Below are 23,428 nucleotides of genomic sequence, written 5' to 3' on the forward strand. Positions count from 1 at the left end.
GGAGCCGGCCGGCTCCCCCGCCCCCTCGGTGTCGCGGGGCTCGGCCTCAGGCGTGCGCCCAGTCCGCCAGCAGGGCGAAGTCGCTCCCGACCAGGCCGATCCGCTCGTCGATGCGGAGCAGCAGGGCCCGTGCCGGATGGCGCTGGTCGACGTACTCGTGGTCCAGGGCCGTGATGTCGTCGTCGACCCAGGCGAAGGGGCGCGCGCCCGCGTAGTCCAGGACGTACTGGGTCTTCCAGAAGGTCCCGCGCGGCGCCCGGCCGTGCATCACCGGCCAGTCGACGAAGGGGAGCCGGGGCAGTCCCAGCTGCGGGCCTATCCAGTCGTTCGCCTCGTCCTTCCAGGTCGTGGCCCAGACGAGCTCGTAGCGGTCCGCGAGGGCCAGCAGCTGCGCCCCGTGGGCCGGGTTCAGCCAGACGCGCAGCGGCTTCGCGCTCTCCGCCTCCCGCCAGCCCGTCGGCCGCATCCGGTGGGTGGTGTACCCCTGCGGGCGGCGCTGGGCCTTGGCAGCGTAGGGGTTCAGAGGTCCGTCGACGTCGATCAGCAGCAGGGGCTTCATGTCCTCAGGTTTCCTTTCCGGCCGCCCCGTCGGCAGCCGATTTTCCACCACGATGAGACAGTGACGTCTCATGCGGGGTATGCTTGTCTCATGGCCATGGATCGTGACCAGGTGCTCCGCGACGCGGCGGCCCTGCTTTCCCGCAAGTCGACCGCCACGATGGACGAGGTCGCCCGCGCCGCCGGCATCGGCCGCGCCACCCTGCACCGGCACTTCGCCGGACGCGACGCCCTCGTACGGGCCCTGGAGGAACTCGGCATCCGGGAGTTCGAGGTGGCCTTCGACAACGCCCGCCTCGACGAGGGCACGGCGGTGGAGGCGCTCAAGCGGCTCGTCGCCCAGGCGGAGCCCAACGCCGAACTGCTGGCGTTCCTCGTCACCGAGAACCAGCTCTTCGAGGGCGACCAGGTCAACGAGGGCTGGGCCCGCCTCGACGCCCGGGTGGGCGCGCTCTTCCGGCGCGGCCAGCAGGAGGGCGACATCCGGATCGACCTGAGCCCCGCCTGGCTCACCGAGGCCCTCTACGGCCTCATCGGCACCTGCGCCTGGGCCGTCATGGACGGCCGGGTCGCCGCCAAGGACTTCCAGTACATGATCACCGAGCTGCTGCTCGGTGGCGCACGACGGAGCGTGGAGCAATGAGCCGTACCGAACAGCTGAACCGGCAGACGGAGGTGGAGGAGCGCAGCCGCGGGCGATGGCTGGCCCTCTGCGTGCTCGTCCTCGCCGTGCTGCTGGTCGCGGTGGACGCCACCGTACTCGGTCTCGCCACCCCCTCCCTCAGCGAGGACCTCAAGCCGTCCGGCACCCAGCTGCTGTGGATCGGCGACATCTACTCCTTCGTCATCGCCGGTCTGCTCGTCTCCATGGGCTCCCTCGGCGACCGCATAGGCCGCAAGAAGCTGCTGCTCGTCGGCGCCACCGCCTTCGGGGCCGTCTCCGTGCTCAACGCGTACGCGAGCAGCCCCGAGATGATGATCGTGGCCCGGGCGCTGCTCGGCGTGGCCGGCGCGACCCTGATGCCGTCCACCCTCGCGCTGATCCGGAACATCTTCCAGGACCCCCGCGAGCGCAGCCTCGCCATCGGCATCTGGGGCGCCACCGCCTCGGCCGGCGCGGCCGTCGGGCCGGTCGTCGGAGGGGCCCTGCTCCAGCACTTCTGGTGGGGCTCGGTGTTCCTGATCAACCTGCCGGTGATGATCGCCCTGGTCCTCGTCGGCATCAAGCTGCTCCCCGAGTCCAAGAACCCCGTCGCCGGCCCCTGGGACCTGGTCAGCGTCGCCCTCTCCCTCGTCGGCGTCATCGGCGTGGTCTACGCCGTCAAGGACGTCGCCAGCCACGGCCTCACCTGGGGCGTCTGGGCCGCCGCCGTCATCGGCGGAGCCTGCCTGTACGCCTTCGTACGACGCCAGTTCAGCCTGCCGTCGCCGCTGCTCGACATGCGGCTCTTCCGGCACCGCGGCTTCTCCGGCGCGGTCCTCGCCGACCTGCTCACCGTGTTCGGGCTCTCCGGACTGGTCTTCTTCCTCTCCCAGTTCCTCCAGCTCGTGCAGGGCCGCGACCCCCTGGAGGCCGGACTGGCCGAACTGCCCGCCGCCATCGGCGCGGTGGTCACCGGCCTGGTCGCGGGCCGCTACGCCCGCCGGCACTCGGTACGCGTCATCGTGACCGGCGGCCTCGCCGCGATAGGCCTGGCCCTGGGCGCCCTCACCCTGATCCACAAGGAGACCGGCTACCCGCTGCTCGGCGCGGCCCTGCTCGTCGTCGGCCTCGGCGCGGGCTTCTCCTTCACCGTCACCGCCGACGTGATCCTCTCCAGCGTCCCCAAGGAACAGGCCGGCTCGGCCTCGGCCGTCTCCGAGACCGCGTACGAACTGGGCGCCGCCCTCGGCATCGCCCTGCTCGGCTCCGTGGTGACCGGCGTCTACCAGTCCTTCACCGCCCCCGCCTCCGTGCCCGGCCCGCTGGCCGACGCGGCGCACGAATCCCTCGGCGGGGCCGTCGAGGCCGCCAAGGCCGTGGACCCGCAGACGGGCGCGCAGATGGTCGGCGCCGCCCAGGACGCCTTCGTGGACGGGCTGCGGCTCGCCTCGGGCGTCGGAGCGGCCGTCCTGCTCGCCACCGCCGCGGCCGCCTGGTTCCTGCTCAAGGGCCAGGAGCTGCAGGACGGCGTCGAACACTGACGTACCGCCGTACCGCCGTACCGCCAAGGGGTGGTTTCCCGGCCGCAGTTGACATGGCGTCGACGGCCGGGACACCATCCCGGCGATGGAGATCACCGATCTGACCCCGGCCGAACGCCGCGTGTGGGAAGCCTTTCCGCGCGGCGACGGCGTCGACTTCCGGGAACACCCCGAGGACAGCTCCGTGGACGGGGCCGGATGGGGTCCGGAGCGCACCGTCCGGGCCGAGGTGCTGCGGGCCCTGCTGCTGGGCGCGGGCCGCGCCGAGGAGGGCCGGGTCGCCGGACTCAAGATCAAGGGCGCGCGGATCGTCGGCAGCCTCGACCTCAGGTACGCGGTCGTCGACCACGCCATCCGGCTGCGCGACTGCTGGTTCGAGCGCAAACCCCTGATGTACGGGGCCCAGCTGAAGGCGCTCGTCCTCGGCTACTCCACCCTCCCGGGCCTCACCGCCGCCACGGTCCGCGTCGACGTGGTCCTGCGGCTCTCCTGCTGCCGGATCACCGGCCCCGTACGGCTCCAGGGCGCCAAGCTGTCCGCGCTCTTCCTCCAGGGGGCCGTGATCGGGCCGACGGCGGGCGAGGAGTCGGACGAACCCCCGCTCCAGCTCAACCACGTCGAGGTCGGCACCGACATCATCGCCAACGACCTCACCGTGCACGGTCAGCTGCGCCTCAACGGCGCCACCGTCGGGGGCCAGGTCAGCCTGGACCGGGCCCGCCTGCTCGCCCCCGGCGGGATCGCGCTGCACGCCGAGACGCTGACCGTCGGCACGGACCTGCGGGCCCACCGGATGGAGGCCCACGGCATGGTCAACCTCACCGGCTCCCGGATACCGGGCCAGCTCAACTTCGCGTACGCCGTCTTCGTCAACCCCGACGGCGTCGCCCTGCGCGCCTCCAGCTGCGCCATCGGCGAGATGTGGCTGCGCAACTGCCCGCCGGTCCAGGGGCTGGTGAACCTGCGCCGCTCCCAGTTCGACCTGCTGCACGTCCCCGCCGCCACCTGGCCGGAGAAGATCCGCATCGACGGCCTCAGCTACCGCACCCTCGCCCCCCACCTGCCCGCCCAGGAGCGGCTGCCCGCGCTGGAGCGGGAGGAGTCGGGCTACCTCCCGTACGCCTACGAACAGCTCGCGGGCGCGTACCGCACGGCGGGCGACGAGGCGGCCGCGCGGACCGTCCAGCTGGCCAAGCTGCGGCGCCACCGCCGCACCCTGCCCCGGCACGGGCGGGCCTGGGGGCTGCTCCAGGACGTCACGGTCGGATACGGCTTCCGGCCGCTGCGCGCGGCGGGCTGGCTGCTGGCCCTGCTGCTCGTGGGCTCGGTCGCCTACGGCCTGCACGCGCCCCGGCCGCTGAAGGCGGGGGAGGCGCCGGACTTCAACGCCGTGTTCTACACGATCGACCTGATGCTGCCGATCATCGGCTTCGGCCAGGAGTCCGCCTACGCGCCGGCCGGCTGGTACCAGTGGCTGTCGTACCTGCTGATCGTGACCGGCTGGGTCCTCGCCACCACCACGGCGGCGGGCGTCAGCCGGTCACTCCAGCGGCAGTAGGGGAGCTACGCGGCCTTCGCCTTGGTGGCGTACATGTCCACGTACTCCTGGCCCGACAGGCGCATGACCTCGGCCATCACCGAGTCGGTGACGGCGCGCAGGACGTAGCGGTCGCGGTCCATGCCCTCGTAGCGGGAGAACTCCATCGGCTCGCCGAAGCGGACGGTGACCCGGCCCGGTCGGGGCATGCCCGCGCCGCCGGGCTGGAGCTTGTCGGTGCCGATCATCGCGAAGGGGACCACGGGGGCGCCCGTCATCAGGGTGAGGCGGGCGATGCCGGTGCGGCCCCGGTACAGGCGGCCGTCGGGGGAGCGGGTGCCCTCGGGGTAGATACCGAAGATCTTGCCCTCCTCCAGGATCCTGCGACCCGTCATCAGCGCGGCCACTCCGCCGTTCGCGCCGTCGCGGTCCACGGGGATCATGCCGGCGCCGGTGAAGAACCACGCCATCAGGCGGCCCTTGAGGCCCTTGCCCGTCACGTACTCGTCCTTGCCGATGAAGTGGACCGTACGGTCGCACACCAGCGGCAGGATCATCGAGTCGATGAAGGTGAGGTGATTGCCCGCCAGGATCACCGGACCGGTGCCCGGAATGTTCTCGATGCCCTCCACCCGGGTGCGGATGATCAGGCGCATGACCGGTCCGACAGTGGCTTTGATGAGCGCGGTACGGAACAACGTGAGCCCTCCGGCATCGAAAAGCGGCTTTCGCACCACACGGCGGTAGTGCAGGTGAGGACGATACTCTCGGCTCACGGCTGATCGCACATCGGGTTCACGTGGTGGATACATCGTGTTGACGCACGTTTCCGTCGTGTTCCCGCCACGCCCACCCTCCCGCCATCCCTCCTTGCCTACGATCGGCACGCCGATTGCGGGCCGCGCGCCCCGGAGATCCCGGGTCCGGGAGCCCGTTTCACGATGAGGAGAGGCACTCATGACGCAGGGTGGGGCAGCACGGCGCACGGTCCTGGGAGCGGCGGTCCTGGCGGCCGGAACCGGAATCACCGGACTGGCGGCGGGCACCGCCTCCGCCGCCACCGACGACGGCGGACACGGCGAGGGCGGCTACCGGGACCTCCCCGTCCCGACGGTCATCGGCCACCGGGGCTCCAGCGGGTACCGGCCCGAGCACACCCTCGGCTCCTACCAGCTCGCCCTGGACCTGGGTGCCGACGTCATCGAACAGGACCTCGTCCCCACCAAGGACGGCCACCTGGTCTGCCGCCACGAGAACGAGATCGGCGGCACCACCGACGTCGGCGACCACCCCGAGTTCGCCGCCCGGCGCACCACCAAGACCGTCGACGGGGTCTCCGTCACCGGCTGGTTCACCGAGGACTTCACCCTCGCCGAGCTGAAGACCCTGCGCGCCAAGGAGCGCATCCCCGCCGTCCGCCAGCGCAACACCCTCTACGACGGCCGCTGGGCCGTCCCCACCTTCGAAGAGGTGCTGCGCTGGGCCAACCGCGAGAGCCGCCAGCGCGACAAGCGGGTCTGGCTCCACGTCGAGACCAAGCACCCCACCTACTTCCGGGGCCTCGGCCTCGGTCTGGAGGAGCCCCTCGCGAAGCTGCTGCGCCGCTACGGGCGCGACGGCCGGGACGCCGCCGTCTTCCTCCAGTCCTTCGAGCCCTCCAGCCTCCAGCGGCTCTCCCGCCTGGTGTCCGCGCCGCGCGTGGCGCTGCTCGGCGCGGCGAACACCCGGCCCTGGGACTTCGAGGTGGCCAAGGACCCCCGTACCGTCGCCGACCTGGTCAAGCCCGAGGGGCTGCGGTGGATCGCCGGCTTCGCCCAGGGCATCGGCCCGACCCTGGACCTGATCGTGCCGCGCACCGCCGACGGCCGGCTCGGCGAGCCGACCACCCTCGTCAAGGACGCACACGCACGCGGGCTGGTGCTGCACCCCTACACCGCGCGCAACGAGAACAGCTTCCTGCCCGCCGAGTTCCGCAAGGGCACCGATCCGGCCGCGTACGGGGACGCCTTCGGCGCCTTCAAGCGGTACTTCGAACTGGGCGTCGACGGCATCTTCACCGACAACCCCGACACCGGACTCCTCGCGGCGGAGGCCTTCCGCCCCGGACGCGGCGTCAACCGCTAGCCCCGCTTCCCCGTACGGGTGTGCCCTTCCCGGCGGGGAAACCGCCGGGAGGCGTCCGCTCGTCCCGCCCGGCATGGACCTGCTGAAGGAACCGGACCTGCCCGAGGCCGCGCGGCCGGAGAGCGAACTGCTCCGGGAACTGGGCCCGCTGCTCTCCGCCGAGGCGGCCGCCGAGGCCCCGGCCGCCGGGGTGGAGGCCGCGGACCTGGAACAAGCCGTCTGGGTCAGGCTGCTGGAGCGCGGCCCGCGCGCCCCCGACCCGGGCGGCCGTGCCCGCTGGCTGCGCAGGGCGGTGCGCGCGGAGGCGCGGCTCGCCCGCAGGCGGGCCCGGCGCGAGGTCCCCTACGGGGCCGCGCCCACGCCCGCAGCCCCGGCCGGAGAGCCCGAGGACGCCCTGCTGCACGGGGAGGAGAACCGGGCCCTCCGATCGGCGGTCGCCCGATTGCCCGGGCGCTGTCCCCAGCTCATAGGGGCACTTCTCTCGCCAAGAGACCTCACTTACCGTGAAATCGCAGGAGAGTTGGGTATCTCACAAGGAAGTTTGGGACCCGTCCGTTCCCGTTGCCTGGGATGTCTGCGCAGAATGCTCGCTGCAGAGGTTGCGGCTCCTGGCCCGTGGGGAAAGGAGCGGTAGACCGGAGAGCTACCAGGTGAGCGGGAGGCATGCGCACATGGGCATGAGCGTGACCATTTCGGCGGCGGCCGCCGAAGACGCCGAGCAGATTTTCAAGCTGCAGTATCTGGCGTTCCAGCGGGAGGCCGAGCTGTACGGCAACTACCTCATCCAGCCGCTCACCCAGTCCCTGGACTCCCTGAAGGCGGAGCTCGCCTCGGACACGGTCCTGGTGGCCCGGCTGGGCGACGAGGTGGTCGGCACGGTGCGCGGCAGCATCGGCGAGGACGGTACCGCGAGCATCGCCAAGCTGTGCGTGCACCCGCGCCTGCAGGGCCACGGACTGGGCGCGCGGCTGCTGCGCGGCGTGGAGGAGGCCCTCGCGGGCCACGGCGCCGCGACCCGCTTCCGCCTGCACACGGGCGTCAAGAGCGAGTCGAACCTGCGCCTGTACCGCAAGGCCGGCTACGCGCAGGTCGGCAACCGCACCGCCTCCGACGGCGTGCACCTGGTGATCCTGGAGAAGGAGGCCGCGGAGGCCACCGACTTCGCCGTCAGCGCGTAGCTTCCACCCGGCCCGTCGCCCCCGGCCCGCCGCGCCCCGCCGTCGACCGGCCGGGCGCGGCGGGCCGTCGGCGTCAGCGCTTCGAGCGCAGCCAGATCATGCCGGTCACCGGCAGGACCACCGGGATGAACAGGTAGCCCATCCCGAAGTCCGACCACACGGTGGCGTCGGGGAAGGACTCGGGCCGCACCAGGGTCCAGGTGCCGACGGCCAGCACGCCCGCCAGTTCGGCCGCGCAGCAGACCAGTGCCGCCTTGCGGGCCTTCTCCCCGCCGCGCACCAGCGAGTACGTGATGAAGGCGTAGGCCAGGGCCGCGGCCCCGGACAGCGCGTACGCCAGCGGGGCCCGGTCGAACTCGGTGGAGATCTGGTAGGCCGAGCGGGAGACGGCGCCGACCACCATCACCCCGTAGAGCCACACCAGCAGCAGCCCCGGCCCGGAGACCAGCCGCTTGCGCCCGGGCGCCGCGGGGGCGTCCGCCGTCGTGGTCTTCGTGTCGTCAGGCACCGGCGGTTCCCCAGATGTCGTAGAGCCGTACTTCGAGGACGGCGAGGACGACCGCGCCCGCGGCCACGGTCACCGAACCCCACTTGGTCCGTTCGCTCAGCGAGAGCATCCCGGCGGCCGGGACCGCCGCGAAGGCACCCACCAGATAGGCGACGAAGAGCACCGTGCCCTGTGCGGGCCTCTCGCCCCGGGCCAGCTGCACCAGGCCGACCACCAGCTGGGCCAGGACCAGCAGGGTCACCACGGCCATGCCGATGAAGTGCCAGTCCTTGGTCGGCTGGTCCCGCCACACGGCGTGACCGCACCAGGCGGCGAGGGCGAGGGCGGCCACACCGATGGCGGCCGTCAGGGCGTCGAGCATGCAGCGAGGGTATTACGGGCCGAAAGACCCGGTGCGCTCACCCCTCGCCCGCATCCGGCGGCGGGCCGCGCGGCCCGGCCGCGCCGCCGGGTCGCGGACCGTGGCCTTGGCCACAGAGCGCCCCGCGGCCGGACCCGCCGCGGACGTGGCCGCCGCGGACCTCCCGGCCGTGTCCGCACTGGTCGGGGCCGTTGTGACGAGGCGTGGGACGGAGCGTCGGCGGTGACCGATGTTGTCCGTAATGCGGCCGGAATCCGTCCGCTATACGGACAGAGTGGATCGATGAGTCGCCATGTCTGCTTTACTGGGGCCCATGACCACGACGAGCAGCCGCACCCTTGCGACCGAGGCGACGATGACGCCCGGTGCTCGTTGTATGTGTCGAATGCGCGCCTTCTGAGGGCCCCCTTCCTGCAGTCTCGCGCCCCGAAGCGAGACCGGCCGAGCCGCTCCGCCGCAGCCGTCACCACCTGACGGGCCGTACGGAACGCTCCTGCCCCGCGCACGCGTCGACACCATCCCCTTCATGACGGTTCGACCCGTATCGCGTCCCCAGATGTTTGCCCCGTGCACGGCACCCGCACGCCGTGCACTCGACAGCGACGGAATTCCTGTGATCACCACATCGGGCCTCACGAAGGTCTATCAGTCCCGTGGCCGAGAGGTCACCGCCCTGGACGGCGTCGACCTGCACGTCCGCGAGGGCGAGGTCTACGGAGTCATCGGCCAGAGCGGCGCCGGCAAGTCCTCCCTGATCCGCTGCGTGAACCTGCTGGAGCGTCCCACCACCGGCACGGTCACCGTCGACGGCGTCGACCTCACCGCGCTGGCCGGCCGCGGCCGCCGCGCAGGCAAGGAACTGCGCGAGGCCCGCAGCCGCATCGGCATGGTGTTCCAGCACTTCAACCTGCTGTCCTCGCGCACCGTGCAGGCCAACATCGAGCTGCCCCTGGAGATCCTCGGCGTCTCCGGCCGCGAGCGCTCGCGCAAGGCCCTGGAACTCCTCGACCTCGTCGGCCTCGCCGACAAGGCCAAGGCCTACCCCACCCAGCTCTCCGGTGGCCAGAAGCAGCGCGTCGGCATCGCCCGCGCCCTGGCCGGCGACCCCAAGGTGCTGCTCTCCGACGAGGCCACCAGCGCCCTGGACCCCGAGACCACCCGCTCGATCCTGCAGCTGCTGCGCGACCTCAACCGCCAGCTCGGCCTGACCGTCCTGCTCATCACCCACGAGATGGACGTCGTCAAGGCCGTATGCGACTCCGCCGCGCTGATGAAGCGGGGCCGGATCATCGAATCGGGCACCGTCGCGGAACTGCTCGCCACCCCCGGCTCCGAGCTCGCCGCCGAACTCTTCCCGGTCAGCGGCACCGCCACCGGCCCCGACCGCACCGTCGTCGACGTCACCTTCCACGGAGAGGCCGCCACCCAGCCGGTCATCTCCCAGCTGTCGCGGACGTACAACATCGACATCTCGATCCTCGGCGCCGCGATGGACACCGTCGCGGGCCGCCAGATCGGCCGGATGCGCATCGAACTGCCCGGCCGCTACGAGGACAACGTCGTGCCCGTCGGCTTCCTGCGCGAGCAGGGCCTCCAGGTGGACGTGGTCGACGACGCCGACGCCGCGACCGACGAGATCGACGACGAACTGGCCGCACTGGTCAAGGATGGTGCCAAGTGACCTGGTCCGAGATGCAGCCCCTGCTCACCCAGGGCACCTACGACACCCTCTACATGGTGCTGTGGTCCACCCTGGTGACCGTCCTCGGCGGACTGCCCGTCGGCATCCTCCTCGTCCTCACCGACAAGGGCGGCCTCCTGCAGAACCGGCCGCTCAACAAGGTCCTCGGCGCGATAGTGAACGTCGGCCGCTCGCTGCCGTTCATCATCCTGCTGATCGCCCTGATCCCGGTCACGACCGCCGTCGTCGGCACCTTCATCGGCCCCACCGCGATGATCGTCCCGCTCGCCATCGGCGCGATCCCCTTCTTCGCCCGCCTCGTCGAGACGGCCGTCCGCGAGGTCGACCACGGCCTGATCGAGGCCGTCGAGTCCATGGGCGGCGGCATCCCCACCCTCGTCGGCAAGGTGCTGCTCCCGCAGTCCCTGCCCTCGCTGGTCGCCGCCGTCACCACCACCGTGATCACCCTGGTCGGCTACTCGGCCATGGCCGGCGCGGTCGGCGGCGAGGGCCTCGGCTCCAAGGCCATCACCTACGGCTTCCAGCGCTTCGAGACCGGCTTCATGGTCGCCACCGTCGTCGTGCTGATCGCCCTCGTCACGGTCATCCAGCTGATCGGCGACGGCGTGGTACGCGTCCTCGCCCGTCGCGGCCGGACCGCCTGAACCTCCCCACCCCCAAGAAAGCCCGCACTTGTCGTGCTTGGGCCTCCACCAGCGGGTCCCCTACGGACCCGTACCGCAAGAAAGGCACTCTTCGTGCGTAAGAACATCAAGCTCACCGCCTTCGCCGCCGCCTCCGCCGCGCTCGCCCTCGGCCTCACCGCCTGCGGCAGCTCCTCGGACCCCTCCACGGCCAAGGCCGACGGCGGCAAGGTCGACGAGAGCAAGCCCCTCGTCATCGCGGCGTCCCCGACCCCGCACGCCGACATCCTGAAGTTCGTCAAGGACAACCTCGCCGCCAAGGAAGGCCTCAAGCTGGAGGTGAAGGAGTTCACGGACTACGTCCTGCCCAACACCGCCACCGAGCAGGGCCAGGTCGACGGCAACTACTTCCAGCACAAGCCGTACCTGGACGACTTCAACAAGAAGAACGGCACCCACATCGTGCCCGTGGTGAACGTGCACCTGGAGCCCCTCGGCCTCTACTCCAAGAAGGTCAAGGCCCTCTCCGACATCAAGGCCGGCCAGACCGTCGCCGTCCCCAACGACACCACCAACGAGGGCCGCGCGCTCCAGCTGCTCGCCGCGAACAAGCTGATCACCCTCAAGGACGGCGTCGGCACCAACGCCAAGCTCTCCGACATCACCGACAAGAAGGGCCTGGAGTTCAAGGAGCTGGAGGCCGCCACGGTCCCGCGCGCCCTGAACGACGTGGACGCCGCCGTCATCAACGGCAACTACGCCATCGAGGCCAACCTCTCCCCGGCCAAGGACGCCCTGATCCTGGAGAAGGCCGAGGGCAACCCCTACGCCAACTTCCTGGCGGTCAAGGAGGGCAAGCAGAGCGACCCGCGCGTCCAGAAGCTCGCCAAGCTCCTGAACTCCGACGAGGTCAAGAAGTTCATCCAGGACAAGTACCAGGGCTCGGTCATCCCGGCCTTCGGCGCCCCTGCCGCTTCCTGACGAAAACCGCCTGGTAGACGCCGGATTGCCGGCCCCGCGCCCCCTCGGGGGGACGCGGGGCCGCGGTCTGCCCGTATCCGGGCAGCCCGGCCCTGCACATCACCCGGCCGATGCTGCATGCTGTGGCCTACGACCCGCACGAACGGTCCCGCTCGAACGGTCCCGCACCACGGTCGCACCACGGTCTCAGGCATGGAGCTGCGCATGACTACCACCTTCCCGGACGTCACCATCAGCACGGACCGGCTGGTGCTGCGCGCCTTCGAGGAGGACGACGTCACGGCGCTCGCCGAGATGATGAACGACGAACACGTCACCGCCTGGACCTCGGCGCCGCACCCCTACACCCACGCAGACGCCCACCACTGGGCCACCCGTCGGTCCCACGCCGAACGCACCGAAGGCCGCGGCATCGTCTTCGCCGTCACCGAGTTCCTCACCCAGCGCCTCGTCGGCATCGTCCACCTCCAGAACACCGACTGGCGCACCCGTACCACCGAGGCCGGCTACGTCACCGCCCCCTGGGCCCGGGGCGAGGGTTACGCCAGCGAGTCCGTCCTCGCCGTCGCCCAGTGGCTCTTCCGCGACCGGGGCTTCGAACGCCTCGAAATCCGCACCGCCGCCGACAACACCGCCTCCCAGCAGGTCGCCCAGAAGATCGGTTGCATCAGCGAAGGCGTCCTGCGCAACGCGTGGATAGTGCGCACCCAGGCGGCCGACGGCGGCTGGACCGAGACCCGCACCGACCTCATCGTCTGGAGCCTGGTCCCCGAGGACCTCGACGAGACCGAGGAGTACGAGGGCTACGACGGCCGCAGCGGCTACGACGGCGCCCGCGGCTACCCGTCCCGGGACTCCGGATACGCCTTCGGCCGGAGTGCCGACGCGGCCGGCTACCCCGTCGGCGCCGACTGGAACTGACCCGACCGCCAGGTAGTCTCACCGTGCGCGATCCCCGACGAAGCCCGCCCGCCCCCACCCCAGGAGACTGACGACGATGGCCGACCGGGTCACGGTGATCGGCTGGGACGGTTCGCCCCTGACCACGGCCGCCCGGTCCGCGCTCGCCGCCGCCACCCTCGTGGCCGGCGCAGCCCACCACCTAGCACTCCCCGAGGTCCCGCCCACCGCGGAACGCATCCGCCTCGGCAGCCTCCACCTCGCCGCCCGCCGCATCGCCGGCCACCGCGGCACCGCCGTCGTCCTCGCCGACGGGGACCCCGGCTTCTTCGGCGTGGTCCGCACCCTGCGCGCCCCGGAACACGGCCTGGAAGTGGAGGTCGTCCCCGCCGTCTCCGCCGTCGCCGCCGCCTTCGCCCGCGCCGGGATGCCCTGGGACGACGCCCAGGTGGTCGTCGCCCACCCGCGCACCCTGCGCCGGGCCGTCAACGTCTGCCGGGCCCACAGCAAGGTCGCCGTCCTCACCTCGCCCGGAGCCGGACCCGCCGAACTCGCCCTGCTGCTCGACGGGGTGCACCGCACCTTCGTCATCTGCGAGGAACTGGGCACCGACCGCGAGCGCGTCACCGTCCTCACCTCCGACCGGGCCGCCGACCACACCTGGCGCGACCCGAACGTGGTCATCGTCATCGGCGGCGCGGGCCAGGTCTCCACCGCCGAGCCCGGCTGGCTGCTCGGCCAGGCCCCGCACCCCCCGGCCGCCCGCGGCTGGGCCCGGCCCCGGCCCGAGGAGGAGGGGCCCGCGGGGGAGGGGGAGTCCGCCCAGCTGCGCGCGGCCCAGCTCGCCCGCCTCGGCCCCCGCGCCGGCGACCTCGTCTGGGACATCGGGGCCGGCTCCGGGGCCCTCGCCGTGGACGCCGCCGCCCTGGGCGCGGCCGTCATCGCGGTGGACGCCGACCCCCGCGCCTGCGAACGGGTAACGGCCGCCGCCCGTCGGCGCGGTGTCCAGATCCAGGTCGTGACCGGCCGCGCGCCGCACGTTCTGGAGAGCCTCCCCGAGCCCGACGTCGTCCGCGTCGGCGGGGGCGGCGCCGAGGTCGTCGCGGCCGTCGCCGACCGGCGCCCCGAACGGATCGTCAGCCACGCCTCCACCCGCGACGACGCCGAGGCCATCGGACGCACCCTCGACGAACACGGGTACGTGGTCGAGTGCGCCCTCCTGCAGTCCGTCGGCCTCGATACCCGGACCTGGGCGGAACAGGAGCGTTCCGTGGTGTTCCTCCTGGCAGCCGAGCGCCCCGTGAGCCGCTAGCGCGGAGGCCGGGGTAGGCTGGCCGATCGTCGTACCGCCCGCAGGACGCGCGACGTGGCGCAGTCCACAGCCGGCCGTGCCGCTTTGTGGCCGACACGGCGGCCGACGAGCGCGACAATGCTCAGGAGTTGTTGTGCGGGCGGACGCGAGGCGCCGCACCACACGGCGACCCCGCACACAGCACCGCCCGGCGGTCCTGTGGGCGACCGGGCGATCGAGAGGCAACACCGATGGGCGAGGGGTACGCATGACTGACACCGGCCAGGTCCCGGGCGAGGGTCACCCGGACAACGGGGGCATGGTGGATCAGCAGGGCATTCCCGCTCCGGTTCCGCCCCTCCCGCCGCTCCCGCCGCAGCCCCCGGCGGGCTACGCCTTCCAGGACCTCGTGGACGACCCCGCCGAGGGTGAGGACGAGGAACTGCTGCTGATGCCGAGCGGCCAGGGTTCCTGGAGCGACCCCCAGGTGGTCCCGCAGGTGCCGGCCTTCCCGGCCGAGCCCGTCTACACCGAGTACCCGCAGGCCGCCGCGGCCGGCTACCCCGAGCCCGGACACCTCGGCTTCCCCGAGCCCGGCTTCCCCGACGCCGGCTACCCGGCGCCGCAGCAGCCCGCGCAGCCCGGCTTCCCCGACCCCTCGTACCCCGCGGGCGCGGGCTTCCCCGACGCCTACGCGGAGCCCGCCGCGTACAGCGCGGGCGCGCACGAGACCGGCGGCCGTGACACCGGCTCCCTGGACCTCGGCGGTCTCGTGGCCCCGCAGGCCGCCCAGGTGCCGCCCGCGTCGCCCGTGATCCCCGCGCGCCGCCCGCTGCACATGGGCCCGCCCATGCCCGAAGCCGGGGGAGTCGTGCGTTCCCTCGCGGACCGGGGTCCCGCCACCGCTCCGGCGCCGGCCCCCGTGGCCGCTCCGGCCCCCGTACCCGCCCCCGAGCAGGTCCCCGTACCGCCGGCGCAGCCCGTCGCCGAGCCGGCGCCGCAGCCCCTGCCGCAGCAGCCCGCCGCGGAGCCGGTGGCCGCGCCCGCCGCCGTCGCCGAGCCGGTCGCCGTCGCCGAGCCGGTCGCCGTGGCCGTGCCCGACGCCGCCGGTGTGCCGGTGGCGCAGGACCCGGCCGCCGTGGCCGCGCAGCAGCCCGGTGCGCCGGCCGCGGGCCCCGAGTACCTGGACGCCCCGCAGCAGGCCGAGCAGGCCGCCGAGATCCCGGCGCAGCCCGGGACTCCGTGGACGGCCGAGCCCGTACCGGCCGCCGCTCCCGCCGAGGCCGCCGCTGCCGCGACCGCTCCCGTCGAGCCTGCCGCGGAGCCCGTGGCGCAGCCTGAGGCCCAGCCCGCCGCCGAGGCCGCCGCCCAGGCCCCGGAGCCCGTCGCCCAGCCCGCCGCCGAGGCCGCCGCCCAGGCCCCGGAGCCCGTCGCCGTGCCCGTCGCCCAGGCCCCGGAGCCCGTCGCCGTGCCCGTCGCCCAGGCCCCGGAGCCCGTCGCCGTGCCCGTCGCCCAGGCCCCCGAGCCCGCCGCCGTGCCCGTCGCCCAGGCCCCCGAGGCCGCCGCCCAGGCCCCCGAGCCCACCGCCGTGCCCGTCGCCGCCGAGGCGGCCGCCGAAGCCGCCCCGGAGGCCCCGGAGGCCCCCGAGCCCGCCGCCGCCCCGCAGCAGCCGGCTCCCGAGGTTCCCGAGGCGCCGGCCGCCGTGGAGGTCCCCGCCGAGCCGGTGGCCGCCGAGCCCGCCCCCGAGGCGGCGCCGGCGCCCGCCGAGGCCGAGGCCGTGCTCCCGGAGGCCGCGCAGGTCCCGGCCGCCGAGCCGGTCGCGGAGACCCCCGCAGAAACGGTTCAGGCCCCCGTCGAGGCGGCCGCGCAGGCCGACCCGCAGGCCGACCCGCAGGCGGAGCCCGAGGCCGAGGCCGCCGCACCGGCCGAGGCGCAGCCCGCCCCGGCCGCAGCCGCCGAGCCGGTCGCCCAGGCCGCAGCCCCGGACGCCCCCGCCCCGGACGCCGCCGAGCCCGCCGACACCGCCGACGCCCCGCTGGCGGCCCCCGAAGCCGTCTCCGTGGGCGAGCCCGCCCCCGCGTACGACGACGCCGAGCGCGAGGCCGTCCTGCGCGTCATGCGCGAGCGCCGCGACATCCGCAACGGCTTCCGTACCGACCCCATCCCGCACGAGGTGCTGCTGCGCGTCCTGGAGGCGGCCCACCACGCGCCGAGCGTCGGCCACTCGCAGCCCTGGGACTTCGTCGTCATCCGCTCCGCCGAGACCCGGCGCACGATGCACGAGCTCGCCCAGCGCCAGCGCGAGGCCTACGCCAAGTCGCTGCCCAAGGGCCGGGCGAAGCAGTTCAAGGAACTCAAGATCGAGGCCATCCTCGACACCCCGGTGAACATCGTCGTCACCGCCGACCCCACCCGCGGCGGCCGCCACACCCTCGGCCGGCACACCCAGCCGCAGATGGCCCCGTACTCCTCCGCCCTCGCGGTCGAGAACCTCTGGCTCGCCGCGCGCGCCGAGGGCCTCGGCGTGGGCTGGGTCAGCTTCTTCGACGAGCGCGAGATGGTCCGCGAGCTCGGCCTGCCGGAGCACCTCGAAGTCGTCGCGTACCTGTGCGTCGGCTACGTCGACGAGTTCCCGGACGAGCCCGAGCTGGCGCAGGCCGGGTGGTCCCAGCGCCGTCCGCTCGCCTGGGTGGTCCACGAGGAGACGTACGGGCGCCGCGCGCTGCCCGGCGAGGAGCCGCACGACCTGCTCTCCGAGACCGTCGCCAGCATCCGCCCGCTCGACGCGAAGGCGCTCGGCGAGGCTTGGGAGCGGCAGAAGCGGATGACGAAGCCGGCCGGGGCGCTGGGCATGCTGGAGATCATCTCCGCCCAGCTGGCCGGCCTCTCCCGGGTCTGCCCGCCGCCCATCCCCGAACCGGCCGCCGTCGCGATCTTCGCGGGCGACCACGGCGTCCACGCCCAGGGCGTCACCCCCTGGCCGCAGGAGGTCACCACGCAGATGGTGGCGAACTTCCTCGGCGGCGGCGCGGTCTGCAACGCCTTCGCCAACCAGGTCGGCGCCGAGGTCTGCGTCATCGACGTCGGCGTGGCCGGGGACCTCCCCGCCACCCCCGGCCTGCTGCCGCGCAAGGTCCGTCCCGGCACGGCCGACCTCTCCACCGGCCCCGCCATGACCCGCGAGGAAGCGATCGCGGCCATCGAGGTCGGCATCGAGACGGCCCGCGACCTGGTCGCCGCGGGCAACAAGGCCCTGCTCACGGGCGAGATGGGCATCGCGAACACCACGGTCTCGGCGGCCCTCATCTCGGTCTTCACCGGTGTCGACCCCGCGGAGGTCACCGGCCGCGGCACCGGCATCAACGACGAGACCCACGCCCGCAAGGTCGAGGTCGTCCGCCGGGCCCTGGAACTCCACCAGCCCGACCCGGCCGACCCGATCGGCGTCCTGGCGGCCATCGGCGGCCTGGAGCACGCGGCGATCGTCGGCCTCCTGCTGGGCGGGGCCTCCCTGCGCACGCCGGTCATCCTGGACGGCGTGAGCGCCGGCGCGGCCGCCCTCGTGGCCCGCGCCATCGCACCGGAGTCCCTGTCGGCCTGCATCGCGGGCCACCGCAGCGCGGAGCCGGGCCATGTGGCGGCCCTGAACAAGCTGGGGCTGCGTCCGCTGGTCGACCTGGACCTCCGCCTCGGCGAGGGCACGGGTGCGCTCCTTGCGCTGCCGCTGGTCCAGAGTGCGGCCCGCGCCATGCACGAGGTCGCCACCTTCGACTCGGCGGGCGTCACCGAGAAGTAATCCCGCCCCGCCTTTCCTCCGTTCCCGCCTCAAACGCCGGCGGGGCTGAAATCCAGCCCCGTCGGCGTCTGAGGCGCGGGGGTCCGGGGGCGGAGCCCCCGAAGGGTCCGGGCGGAGCCCGGGGAACGGGCGAAGGGCGGGCAGGGGACCCAGCACCGCGCAGCGGCAGCACCCCCCAAGCCCGCGCAGCCCCCGCAGGGACCACCGCCCCGGATGGGTCGTATCGTGGTCCCGGACGGGCACCCGCATGCCGCCCGCCACGCCGCTCCAGCGCAGCAGCGGCCCCGCCGACCCCTCGCCGCATCAGGAGCCGCAACCGCCATGGCAAACCCGGCACACCCCGCCTACCCCGTAGGACTCCGCCTGGCCGGGCGCCGCGTCGTCGTCATCGGCGGCGGTCAGGTCGCCCAGCGCCGCCTGCCCGCCCTGATCGCGGCCGGCGCCGACGTCCTGCTGATCTCCCCCTCCGCGACCCCCTCCGTGGACGCGATGGCGGAGACCGGCGAGATCCGCTGGGAACGCCGCCGCTACCGCGAGGGCGACCTCGCCGACGCCTGGTACGCCCTGATCGCCACCCAGAACCGCGAGGACAACGAGCGGGCCTCCGCCGAGGCCGAGCGGGAGCGCGTCTGGTGCGTGCGCGCCGACGACGCCTCCGCCGCCACCGCCTGGACCCCCGCCACCGGCCGCATCGAGGGCGTCACCGTCGCCGTGCTGACCGGCAACGACCCCCGCCGTTCGGCCGCCGTCCGCGACGCCGTCGTCGAGGGGCTGCGCGACGGCACCCTCACCGCCCCCGCGCACCGCCACAAGGCCACCCCCGGCGTCGCCCTCGTCGGCGGAGGCCCCGGCGACCCGGACCTGATCACCGTGCGCGGCCGCCGCCTGCTCGCCGAGGCCGACGTGGTCATCGCCGACCGGCTCGGCCCCCGCGACCTCCTCGACGAACTCCCCCCGCACGTCGAGGTCATCGACGCGGCGAAGATCCCGTACGGCCGTTTCATGGCCCAGGAGGCCATCAACAACGCCCTGATCGAGCACGCCAAGGCGGGCAAGGCCGTCGTCCGCCTCAAGGGCGGGGACCCGTACGTCTTCGGCCGTGGCATGGAGGAGCTGCAGGCCCTCGCCGAGCACGGCATCCCCTGCACCGTCGTCCCCGGCATCTCCAGCTCCATCTCGGTGCCCGGCGCCGCCGGGATCCCGGTCACGCACCGCGGGGTGGCGCACGAGTTCACCGTGGTCAGCGGACACGTCGGCCCCGACGACCCGCGCTCCCTGGTGGACTGGGCCTCCCTCGCGAAGCTCACCGGCACCCTGGTGATCCTCATGGGCGTCGACAAGATCGGCCTGATCGCCGAGGCCCTGATCCGCCACGGCCGCTCCGCCGACACCCCGGTGGCGGTCGTCCAGGAGGGCACCACGGCCACCCAGCGCCGGGTGGACGCCACCCTCGCCACGGTCGGTGAGACCGTGCGCGCCGAGGAGGTCCGCCCGCCGGCCGTGATCGTCATCGGCGAGGTCGTCCGCGTGAACGCGCCCGACGCCCTCCCCGCCACCGACGCCTGACAGGCCGTTGGCACCACACCCACGACAAGGCAGTATCACCCTGTGGCTGATCTCATCACCGTCGAAGACCCCGACGACCCCCGCCTGCGCGACTACACGGGCCTGACCGACGTGGAGCTGCGGCGCCGCCGCGAGCCCGCCGAGGGCCTCTTCATCGCCGAGGGCGAGAAGGTCATCAGACGGGCCAAGGACGCCGGCTACGAGATGCGGTCCATGCTGCTCTCCGCCAAGTGGGTCGACGTCATGCGCGACGTCATCGACGAGCTCCCCGCCCCGGTCTACGCCGTCAGCCCGGAGCTCGCCGAACGCGTCACCGGCTACCACGTGCACCGCGGCGCCCTCGCCTCCATGCAGCGCAAGCCGCTGCCCACGGCGCGGGACCTGCTCGCGTCGGCCCGCCGGGTGGCCGTCATGGAGGCGGTCAACGACCACACCAACATCGGAGCCATCTTCCGCAGCGCCGCCGCCCTCGGCATGGACGCGGTGCTGCTGTCACCGGACTGCGCGGACCCGCTCTACCGCCGCTCGGTGAAGGTCTCCATGGGCGCGGTGTTCTCCGTCCCCTACGCCCGCCTCGACGCCTGGCCCAAGAGCCTGGACTCGGTGCGGGAGGCGGGCTTCAAGCTCCTCGCCCTCACCCCGCACGAGAAGGCCTCGCCGATCGACGAGGCCGCCCCGCAGTCCCTCGAACGGGTCGCGCTGATGCTCGGGGCGGAGGGCGACGGCCTGTCCACCCAGGCGCTGGTCGCCGCCGACGAATGGGTGCGCATCCCCATGGCGCACGGCGTGGACTCGCTCAACGTGGGCGCGGCCGCGGCCGTCGCCTTCTACGCGGTGGCCGGCGGCCACCGGGGCTGACCGTCCGGATCGCCGGGCCCCTCGGGGCCCGGCAACGGCGTCCGGGCCGGTGGTCCTAGAGCTTCTGCGCCAGGGCGATGCCCAGTGCCACCAGCAGCGTCACCACGACGAACACGATCAGCCGCTGCCGCATCAGCCTCGGGTCCGGCCGCGAGGGCCGGCGTCCCGTGCCGGTGGTCCGCGGAGCCGGCCGGCCGCCCGTACGCCCGGCGGTGGAACCGGGATTGCGCGGCGACGAGGGCCGTGAAGAAGGGCCGCCCTGCGGGGCCTGCGACCTGGGGGCGGGCGTGCCGCCGCCCGGGGTGCGCCGGTCCACGCTGCTCTGCTCGGTGTAGAGGGCGGTCTGGTCCGCGAGCCGTCCCGCCGGCCGGTCGGGCCGCGGCCGCTGCACCGGCGGCCGGCCGTCGCCCAGACCCTGCGCCTCGCGGGCCGCGATCTCCTTCAGCCGCATCGACAGCTGGAGGGTCGTCGGCCGCTCCTCGGGGTCCTTGGCCAGGCAGGCCCGCACCAGCGGCGCCAGCGCGTCGGGCACCCCCACCAGATGGGGCTCCTCGTGCACCACCCGGTACAGCATGACCTCGGAACTGCCGTGCCCGAAGGGCGAGTCGGCGGTCGCCGCGTACGCCAGGGTGGCGCCGAGCGCGAAGACATCCGTCGCCGGGGTGACGGCGGCGCCGCGCACCTGTTCGGGCGCGAGGAAGCCGGGGGAGCCGACGGCGGTCCCCACGTGGGTCAGGGTGCTCGCCCCGGTCGCCCAGGCGATGCCGAAGTCGATGATCCGCGGGCCCTTGGGGGACAGCAGGATGTTCGAGGGCTTGAGGTCGCGGTGGACCACCCCGGCCTCGTGCACGGCGACGAGGCCCTCGGAGAGCGCGGCGCCGATGGCGGCGATCTGCGCGGCCGTCAGGGGGCCTTCCTCGGCCACCTTGTCGTGCAGCGAGGGTCCGGGCACGTACTGCGTGGCGAACCAGGGGCGCTCGGCCTCCAGATCGGCGGCCACCAGCCGCGCCGTGCACCCGCCGCGGATCCGCCGCGCGGCGGACACCTCGCGCGCGAAGCGGGAGCGGAACTCCTGGTCCTCGGCCAGGTCGGGCCGGATCACCTTCAGGGCGACGCGCTGCCCCCGCCGGTCGGACCCCAGGTAGACCACGCCCATGCCGCCCGCACCGAGCCTGCGGTGCAGTCTGAACGAGCCGACGACACGCGGGTCCTCGCGCCGGAGCCGCATCATCGCCATGTCCACCCCGCTGACCGGTCGTCCTGTTGACCTGGCACAGCTTACGGACCATCCGGCACGAGCGCTCAGAGGCCGCGCCCTCGCCGAAGGATTCGATCGTCAGTACGGAGCAGGCCACTTGGGGGTGTGCCGCCCCCGGCCGCCGCCCCCGGACCCGCACCGGGCCGGCTCCCCAAACCGCCTTCGCGCCAAGGGGATTGGCGCAGACGGGGGCCCCGTACGAGGTGATCTCCGGGAGGGAGCGACGGGAGCGGCCGGGTGAAGCCGTCAACCGCCCGTACGCAGACACGCGTGTGCGGGGAGTGACGGAAGTGAGCGAAGTCACTACCCTCCGGTCATCCCCTCCGGGAAGTCCCCCATGCCGGGGGAGCGGTCTCCACCCAGGGGAGTACTCCGGGGAGGCTCTCGTCATCCTCCCGGAGGCCCGCCAAAGGGTACGAGGGCATGAGGCCAGGGGCCTTCCGCACACCTAGTGTTGAAGACAAGCGGCGGGTGGCGCACTCGTCCCCCGAGGTCACGAACCCGCCGCTGCCAGACGACAGGGAGAGGACCATGGCGGACATCGCCCGGCAGGGACGCAAGGCATTCGCGTTCAACAGCCATGAGTCCGGTACGCGCCACCCGCTGGTGGCCGCGGCGATGGTCCTCCCCCTGGCCGCCCTCCTGCTCTTCCTCTTCGGAGGTTTCGACCAGGTGGCGGCACAGGCGTCGTCCGTTGGCGTGATGCTGGGGCGCTGAGCGGCGCCCCGGGTCCGGGAGAGCGGCCCGGACCGGGACATCGGCCTGCCGAATCCCCGTGGGGACGGGGGATCGGCGACGGACGGCAGGTGAAGGGTGCTGCCCGTACGACTGGGGAGTCGGACGGGCAGCACCCTTTTTCTTTCGTCCCGCCCCCGCCCCCCGTAGCCTCGTCCCGAACGAAGGAGAGGCCCATGGCGGACGCGGACGACCTCACGAGCACGCAGGCCCACGACGGGGACCCGGCGCACCTCCCCGGCGGCGGAACGCCGCCCCGCGCCGCGGCCGCCGCGTGAACGCACTGGCGCTGCCGGCCCCGCTGCCCGCGGCCCTCGCCGCCTGGGCCCGCGGCGGCCCCGGACAGCCCTACGTCCTCCTCGCCGACCGGCCCGACGGGACCGTCGTGCGCTGCGGGGACGCCGTGGCCAAGGCGCACGCCCCCGGCAGCGACCCGGAGGCCCTCGCGGCCCGCATCCGCGTCGCCGGCTCCGGAGCCCTCGCCGGGGTGCTGCTGCCCCCGCTGCGCACCGGAGCCGTTCACGGCCGCCCCGTCTCGCTGTGGCCCTACGGAACCCCCGTGGATCCGGCGCGCCCCGAGGACGCCCCCTGGGAGGAGGCCGCCCGGCTGCTGGCGGCCCTGCACCGGACCGGGCCCCGCGACCTCCCCGGACCGGTCCCGCCGATGCGCGGCCCGGCCAAGGTGGCCCGCGCCCTGCGCCGCCTGGCCAGGGCCCCGCAGCCCGATCCGGACGGGGTCCGGGCGGTCCGCGCCGCCGCCGCGACCCTCCCGGACTGGGCCCGCGGCGAGGGCGTCCCCCCGGCCGGGGGAGCGGTGCTGTGCCACGGCGACCTCCACCTCGGGCAGCTCGTCCGCCACCCCGCCCCCGACGGCCCCTGGCGGCTGATCGACGTCGACGACCTCGGCCTCGGCGCCCCCGCCTGGGACCTGGCCCGCCCGGCCGCCTGGTACGCGGCCGGGATCCTCGCCCCGGAGGCCTGGCTGCGCTTCCTCGACGCCTACCGCGCCGCGGGCGGCCCGGCCGCGGGCCCGCCCGGCAGCGACCCCTGGCCGGAACTCGACCTGGCCGCGCGGGCGCTGACCGTACAGACCGCCGCCCTCGCCCTGGCCAAGGCGGCGCCCGCCCGGCGCCCGCTGGACGAGGGGGAGCGGCTGATGCTGGATTCCTGTGTCCGAATGGCTACATTCCGGGCCGAGTTGGAGCCCTGACTCCGTCGTAGGGTGTGCGGGAGGCGCCGGTCACGCATCCGGCGCCGACGCGAACGGC

21 protein-coding genes are annotated in these 23,428 nt (G+C 73.8%); 16 read left to right on the top strand and 5 right to left on the bottom strand.

Annotated features, from left to right (window positions below; all coding sequences use genetic code 11):
- Positions 1-46: 46 nt before the first annotated feature.
- Entirely contained in the window at positions 47-559 is a 513-nt protein-coding gene (locus SLAV_RS29555) for an HAD domain-containing protein (RefSeq protein WP_030233777.1), read from the bottom strand.
- A 90-nt stretch (positions 560-649) separates the two neighbouring features.
- Here SLAV_RS29555 and SLAV_RS29560 point away from each other — a divergent pair, with 90 nt between their 5' ends.
- The 3 genes from SLAV_RS29560 to SLAV_RS29570 all read left to right on the top strand — a co-directional run bounded on the left by SLAV_RS29560 (position 650) and on the right by SLAV_RS29570 (position 4,300).
- Positions 650-1,201, top strand: a complete 552-nt coding sequence (locus SLAV_RS29560) for a TetR/AcrR family transcriptional regulator (RefSeq protein WP_030233780.1) — start codon at positions 650-652, stop codon at positions 1,199-1,201.
- Positions 1,198-2,742 carry an MFS transporter gene (locus SLAV_RS29565; protein ID WP_030233781.1) on the top strand — a complete coding sequence of 515 codons (1,545 nt, stop codon included), beginning with the start codon at positions 1,198-1,200 and terminating at the stop codon, positions 2,740-2,742. The genes SLAV_RS29560 and SLAV_RS29565 overlap by 4 nt, the downstream gene beginning before the upstream one ends.
- 85 nt (positions 2,743-2,827) lie before the next feature.
- Positions 2,828-4,300 carry a hypothetical protein gene (locus tag SLAV_RS29570; protein ID WP_030233784.1) on the top strand — a complete coding sequence of 491 codons (1,473 nt, stop codon included), beginning with the start codon at positions 2,828-2,830 and terminating at the stop codon, positions 4,298-4,300.
- Positions 4,301-4,305: 5 nt separating this feature from the next.
- Here the strand turns inward: SLAV_RS29570 and SLAV_RS29575 are convergent, their stop codons facing one another.
- Positions 4,306-4,935 carry a lysophospholipid acyltransferase family protein gene (locus SLAV_RS29575; protein ID WP_037687788.1) on the bottom strand — a complete coding sequence of 210 codons (630 nt, stop codon included), beginning with the start codon at positions 4,933-4,935 and terminating at the stop codon, positions 4,306-4,308.
- A gap of 301 nt (positions 4,936-5,236) precedes the next feature.
- Between SLAV_RS29575 and SLAV_RS29580 the strand changes: the two genes are divergently transcribed.
- From SLAV_RS29580 to SLAV_RS29590, 3 genes are all read left to right on the top strand, one after another.
- Positions 5,237-6,403 carry a glycerophosphodiester phosphodiesterase gene (locus SLAV_RS29580; protein ID WP_030233789.1) on the top strand — a complete coding sequence of 389 codons (1,167 nt, stop codon included), beginning with the start codon at positions 5,237-5,239 and terminating at the stop codon, positions 6,401-6,403.
- 73 nt (positions 6,404-6,476) lie between these two features.
- Entirely contained in the window at positions 6,477-7,037 is a 561-nt protein-coding gene (locus SLAV_RS29585) for a sigma-70 family RNA polymerase sigma factor (RefSeq protein WP_078950454.1), read from the top strand.
- 37 nt (positions 7,038-7,074) lie between these two features.
- Positions 7,075-7,581 (top strand): GNAT family N-acetyltransferase, encoded by a 507-nt coding sequence (locus tag SLAV_RS29590; RefSeq protein WP_030233793.1) that lies wholly within the window; start codon positions 7,075-7,077, stop codon positions 7,579-7,581.
- Between the two features lie 73 nt (positions 7,582-7,654).
- Here the strand turns inward: SLAV_RS29590 and SLAV_RS29595 are convergent, their stop codons facing one another.
- Both SLAV_RS29595 and SLAV_RS29600 read right to left on the bottom strand, forming a co-directional pair.
- Entirely contained in the window at positions 7,655-8,089 is a 435-nt protein-coding gene (locus SLAV_RS29595; RefSeq protein WP_100660989.1) for a hypothetical protein, read from the bottom strand.
- Positions 8,082-8,450, bottom strand: a complete 369-nt coding sequence (locus SLAV_RS29600; RefSeq protein WP_030233799.1) for a hypothetical protein — start codon at positions 8,448-8,450, stop codon at positions 8,082-8,084. The genes SLAV_RS29595 and SLAV_RS29600 overlap by 8 nt, the downstream gene beginning before the upstream one ends.
- A gap of 613 nt (positions 8,451-9,063) precedes the next feature.
- Here SLAV_RS29600 and SLAV_RS29605 point away from each other — a divergent pair.
- The 8 genes from SLAV_RS29605 (at position 9,064) to SLAV_RS29640 (ending at position 20,167) form a co-directional block, all read left to right on the top strand.
- Positions 9,064-10,131 carry a methionine ABC transporter ATP-binding protein gene (locus SLAV_RS29605; RefSeq protein WP_030233801.1) on the top strand — a complete coding sequence of 356 codons (1,068 nt, stop codon included), beginning with the start codon at positions 9,064-9,066 and terminating at the stop codon, positions 10,129-10,131.
- Positions 10,128-10,796, top strand: coding sequence for a methionine ABC transporter permease (locus tag SLAV_RS29610; RefSeq protein WP_030233804.1), 669 nt, complete (start codon positions 10,128-10,130; stop codon positions 10,794-10,796). The genes SLAV_RS29605 and SLAV_RS29610 overlap by 4 nt, the downstream gene beginning before the upstream one ends.
- Positions 10,797-10,889: 93 nt before the next feature.
- Complete coding sequence (locus SLAV_RS29615) at positions 10,890-11,756, top strand: MetQ/NlpA family ABC transporter substrate-binding protein (protein ID WP_030233806.1); 867 nt, start codon at positions 10,890-10,892, stop codon at positions 11,754-11,756.
- Between the two features lie 204 nt (positions 11,757-11,960).
- Positions 11,961-12,677, top strand: a complete 717-nt coding sequence (locus SLAV_RS29620) for a GNAT family N-acetyltransferase (protein WP_037687790.1) — start codon at positions 11,961-11,963, stop codon at positions 12,675-12,677.
- A gap of 76 nt (positions 12,678-12,753) precedes the next feature.
- Complete coding sequence (gene cbiE / locus SLAV_RS29625) at positions 12,754-13,968, top strand: precorrin-6y C5,15-methyltransferase (decarboxylating) subunit CbiE (protein WP_030233810.1); 1,215 nt, start codon at positions 12,754-12,756, stop codon at positions 13,966-13,968.
- A 247-nt stretch (positions 13,969-14,215) separates the two neighbouring features.
- Positions 14,216-17,743 carry a nicotinate-nucleotide--dimethylbenzimidazole phosphoribosyltransferase gene (gene cobT / locus SLAV_RS29630; protein WP_100660990.1) on the top strand — a complete coding sequence of 1,176 codons (3,528 nt, stop codon included), beginning with the start codon at positions 14,216-14,218 and terminating at the stop codon, positions 17,741-17,743.
- 321 nt (positions 17,744-18,064) lie between these two features.
- Positions 18,065-19,309 carry a uroporphyrinogen-III C-methyltransferase gene (gene cobA / locus SLAV_RS29635; RefSeq protein WP_030233815.1) on the top strand — a complete coding sequence of 415 codons (1,245 nt, stop codon included), beginning with the start codon at positions 18,065-18,067 and terminating at the stop codon, positions 19,307-19,309.
- 42 nt (positions 19,310-19,351) lie between these two features.
- Positions 19,352-20,167, top strand: coding sequence for a TrmH family RNA methyltransferase (locus tag SLAV_RS29640; protein ID WP_030233817.1), 816 nt, complete (start codon positions 19,352-19,354; stop codon positions 20,165-20,167).
- A 55-nt stretch (positions 20,168-20,222) separates the two neighbouring features.
- Here the strand turns inward: SLAV_RS29640 and SLAV_RS29645 are convergent, their stop codons facing one another.
- The gene (locus SLAV_RS29645; protein WP_078950468.1) at positions 20,223-21,404 is read right to left on the bottom strand and encodes a serine/threonine-protein kinase; all 1,182 of its coding nucleotides are present in this window, start codon (positions 21,402-21,404) and stop codon (positions 20,223-20,225) included.
- Between the two features lie 528 nt (positions 21,405-21,932).
- Between SLAV_RS29645 and SLAV_RS29650 the strand changes: the two genes are divergently transcribed.
- Positions 21,933-22,142 (top strand): hypothetical protein, encoded by a 210-nt coding sequence (locus tag SLAV_RS29650; protein WP_381341645.1) that lies wholly within the window; start codon positions 21,933-21,935, stop codon positions 22,140-22,142.
- 307 nt (positions 22,143-22,449) lie between these two features.
- Positions 22,450-23,370 carry a phosphotransferase family protein gene (locus SLAV_RS29655; RefSeq protein WP_030233825.1) on the top strand — a complete coding sequence of 307 codons (921 nt, stop codon included), beginning with the start codon at positions 22,450-22,452 and terminating at the stop codon, positions 23,368-23,370.
- Positions 23,371-23,428: the final 58 nt, after the last annotated feature.

Origin of the sequence: Streptomyces lavendulae subsp. lavendulae (assembly GCF_002803845.1) — a bacterium.
Taxonomy (GTDB): Bacteria; Actinomycetota; Actinomycetes; order Streptomycetales; family Streptomycetaceae; genus Streptomyces; species Streptomyces lavendulae.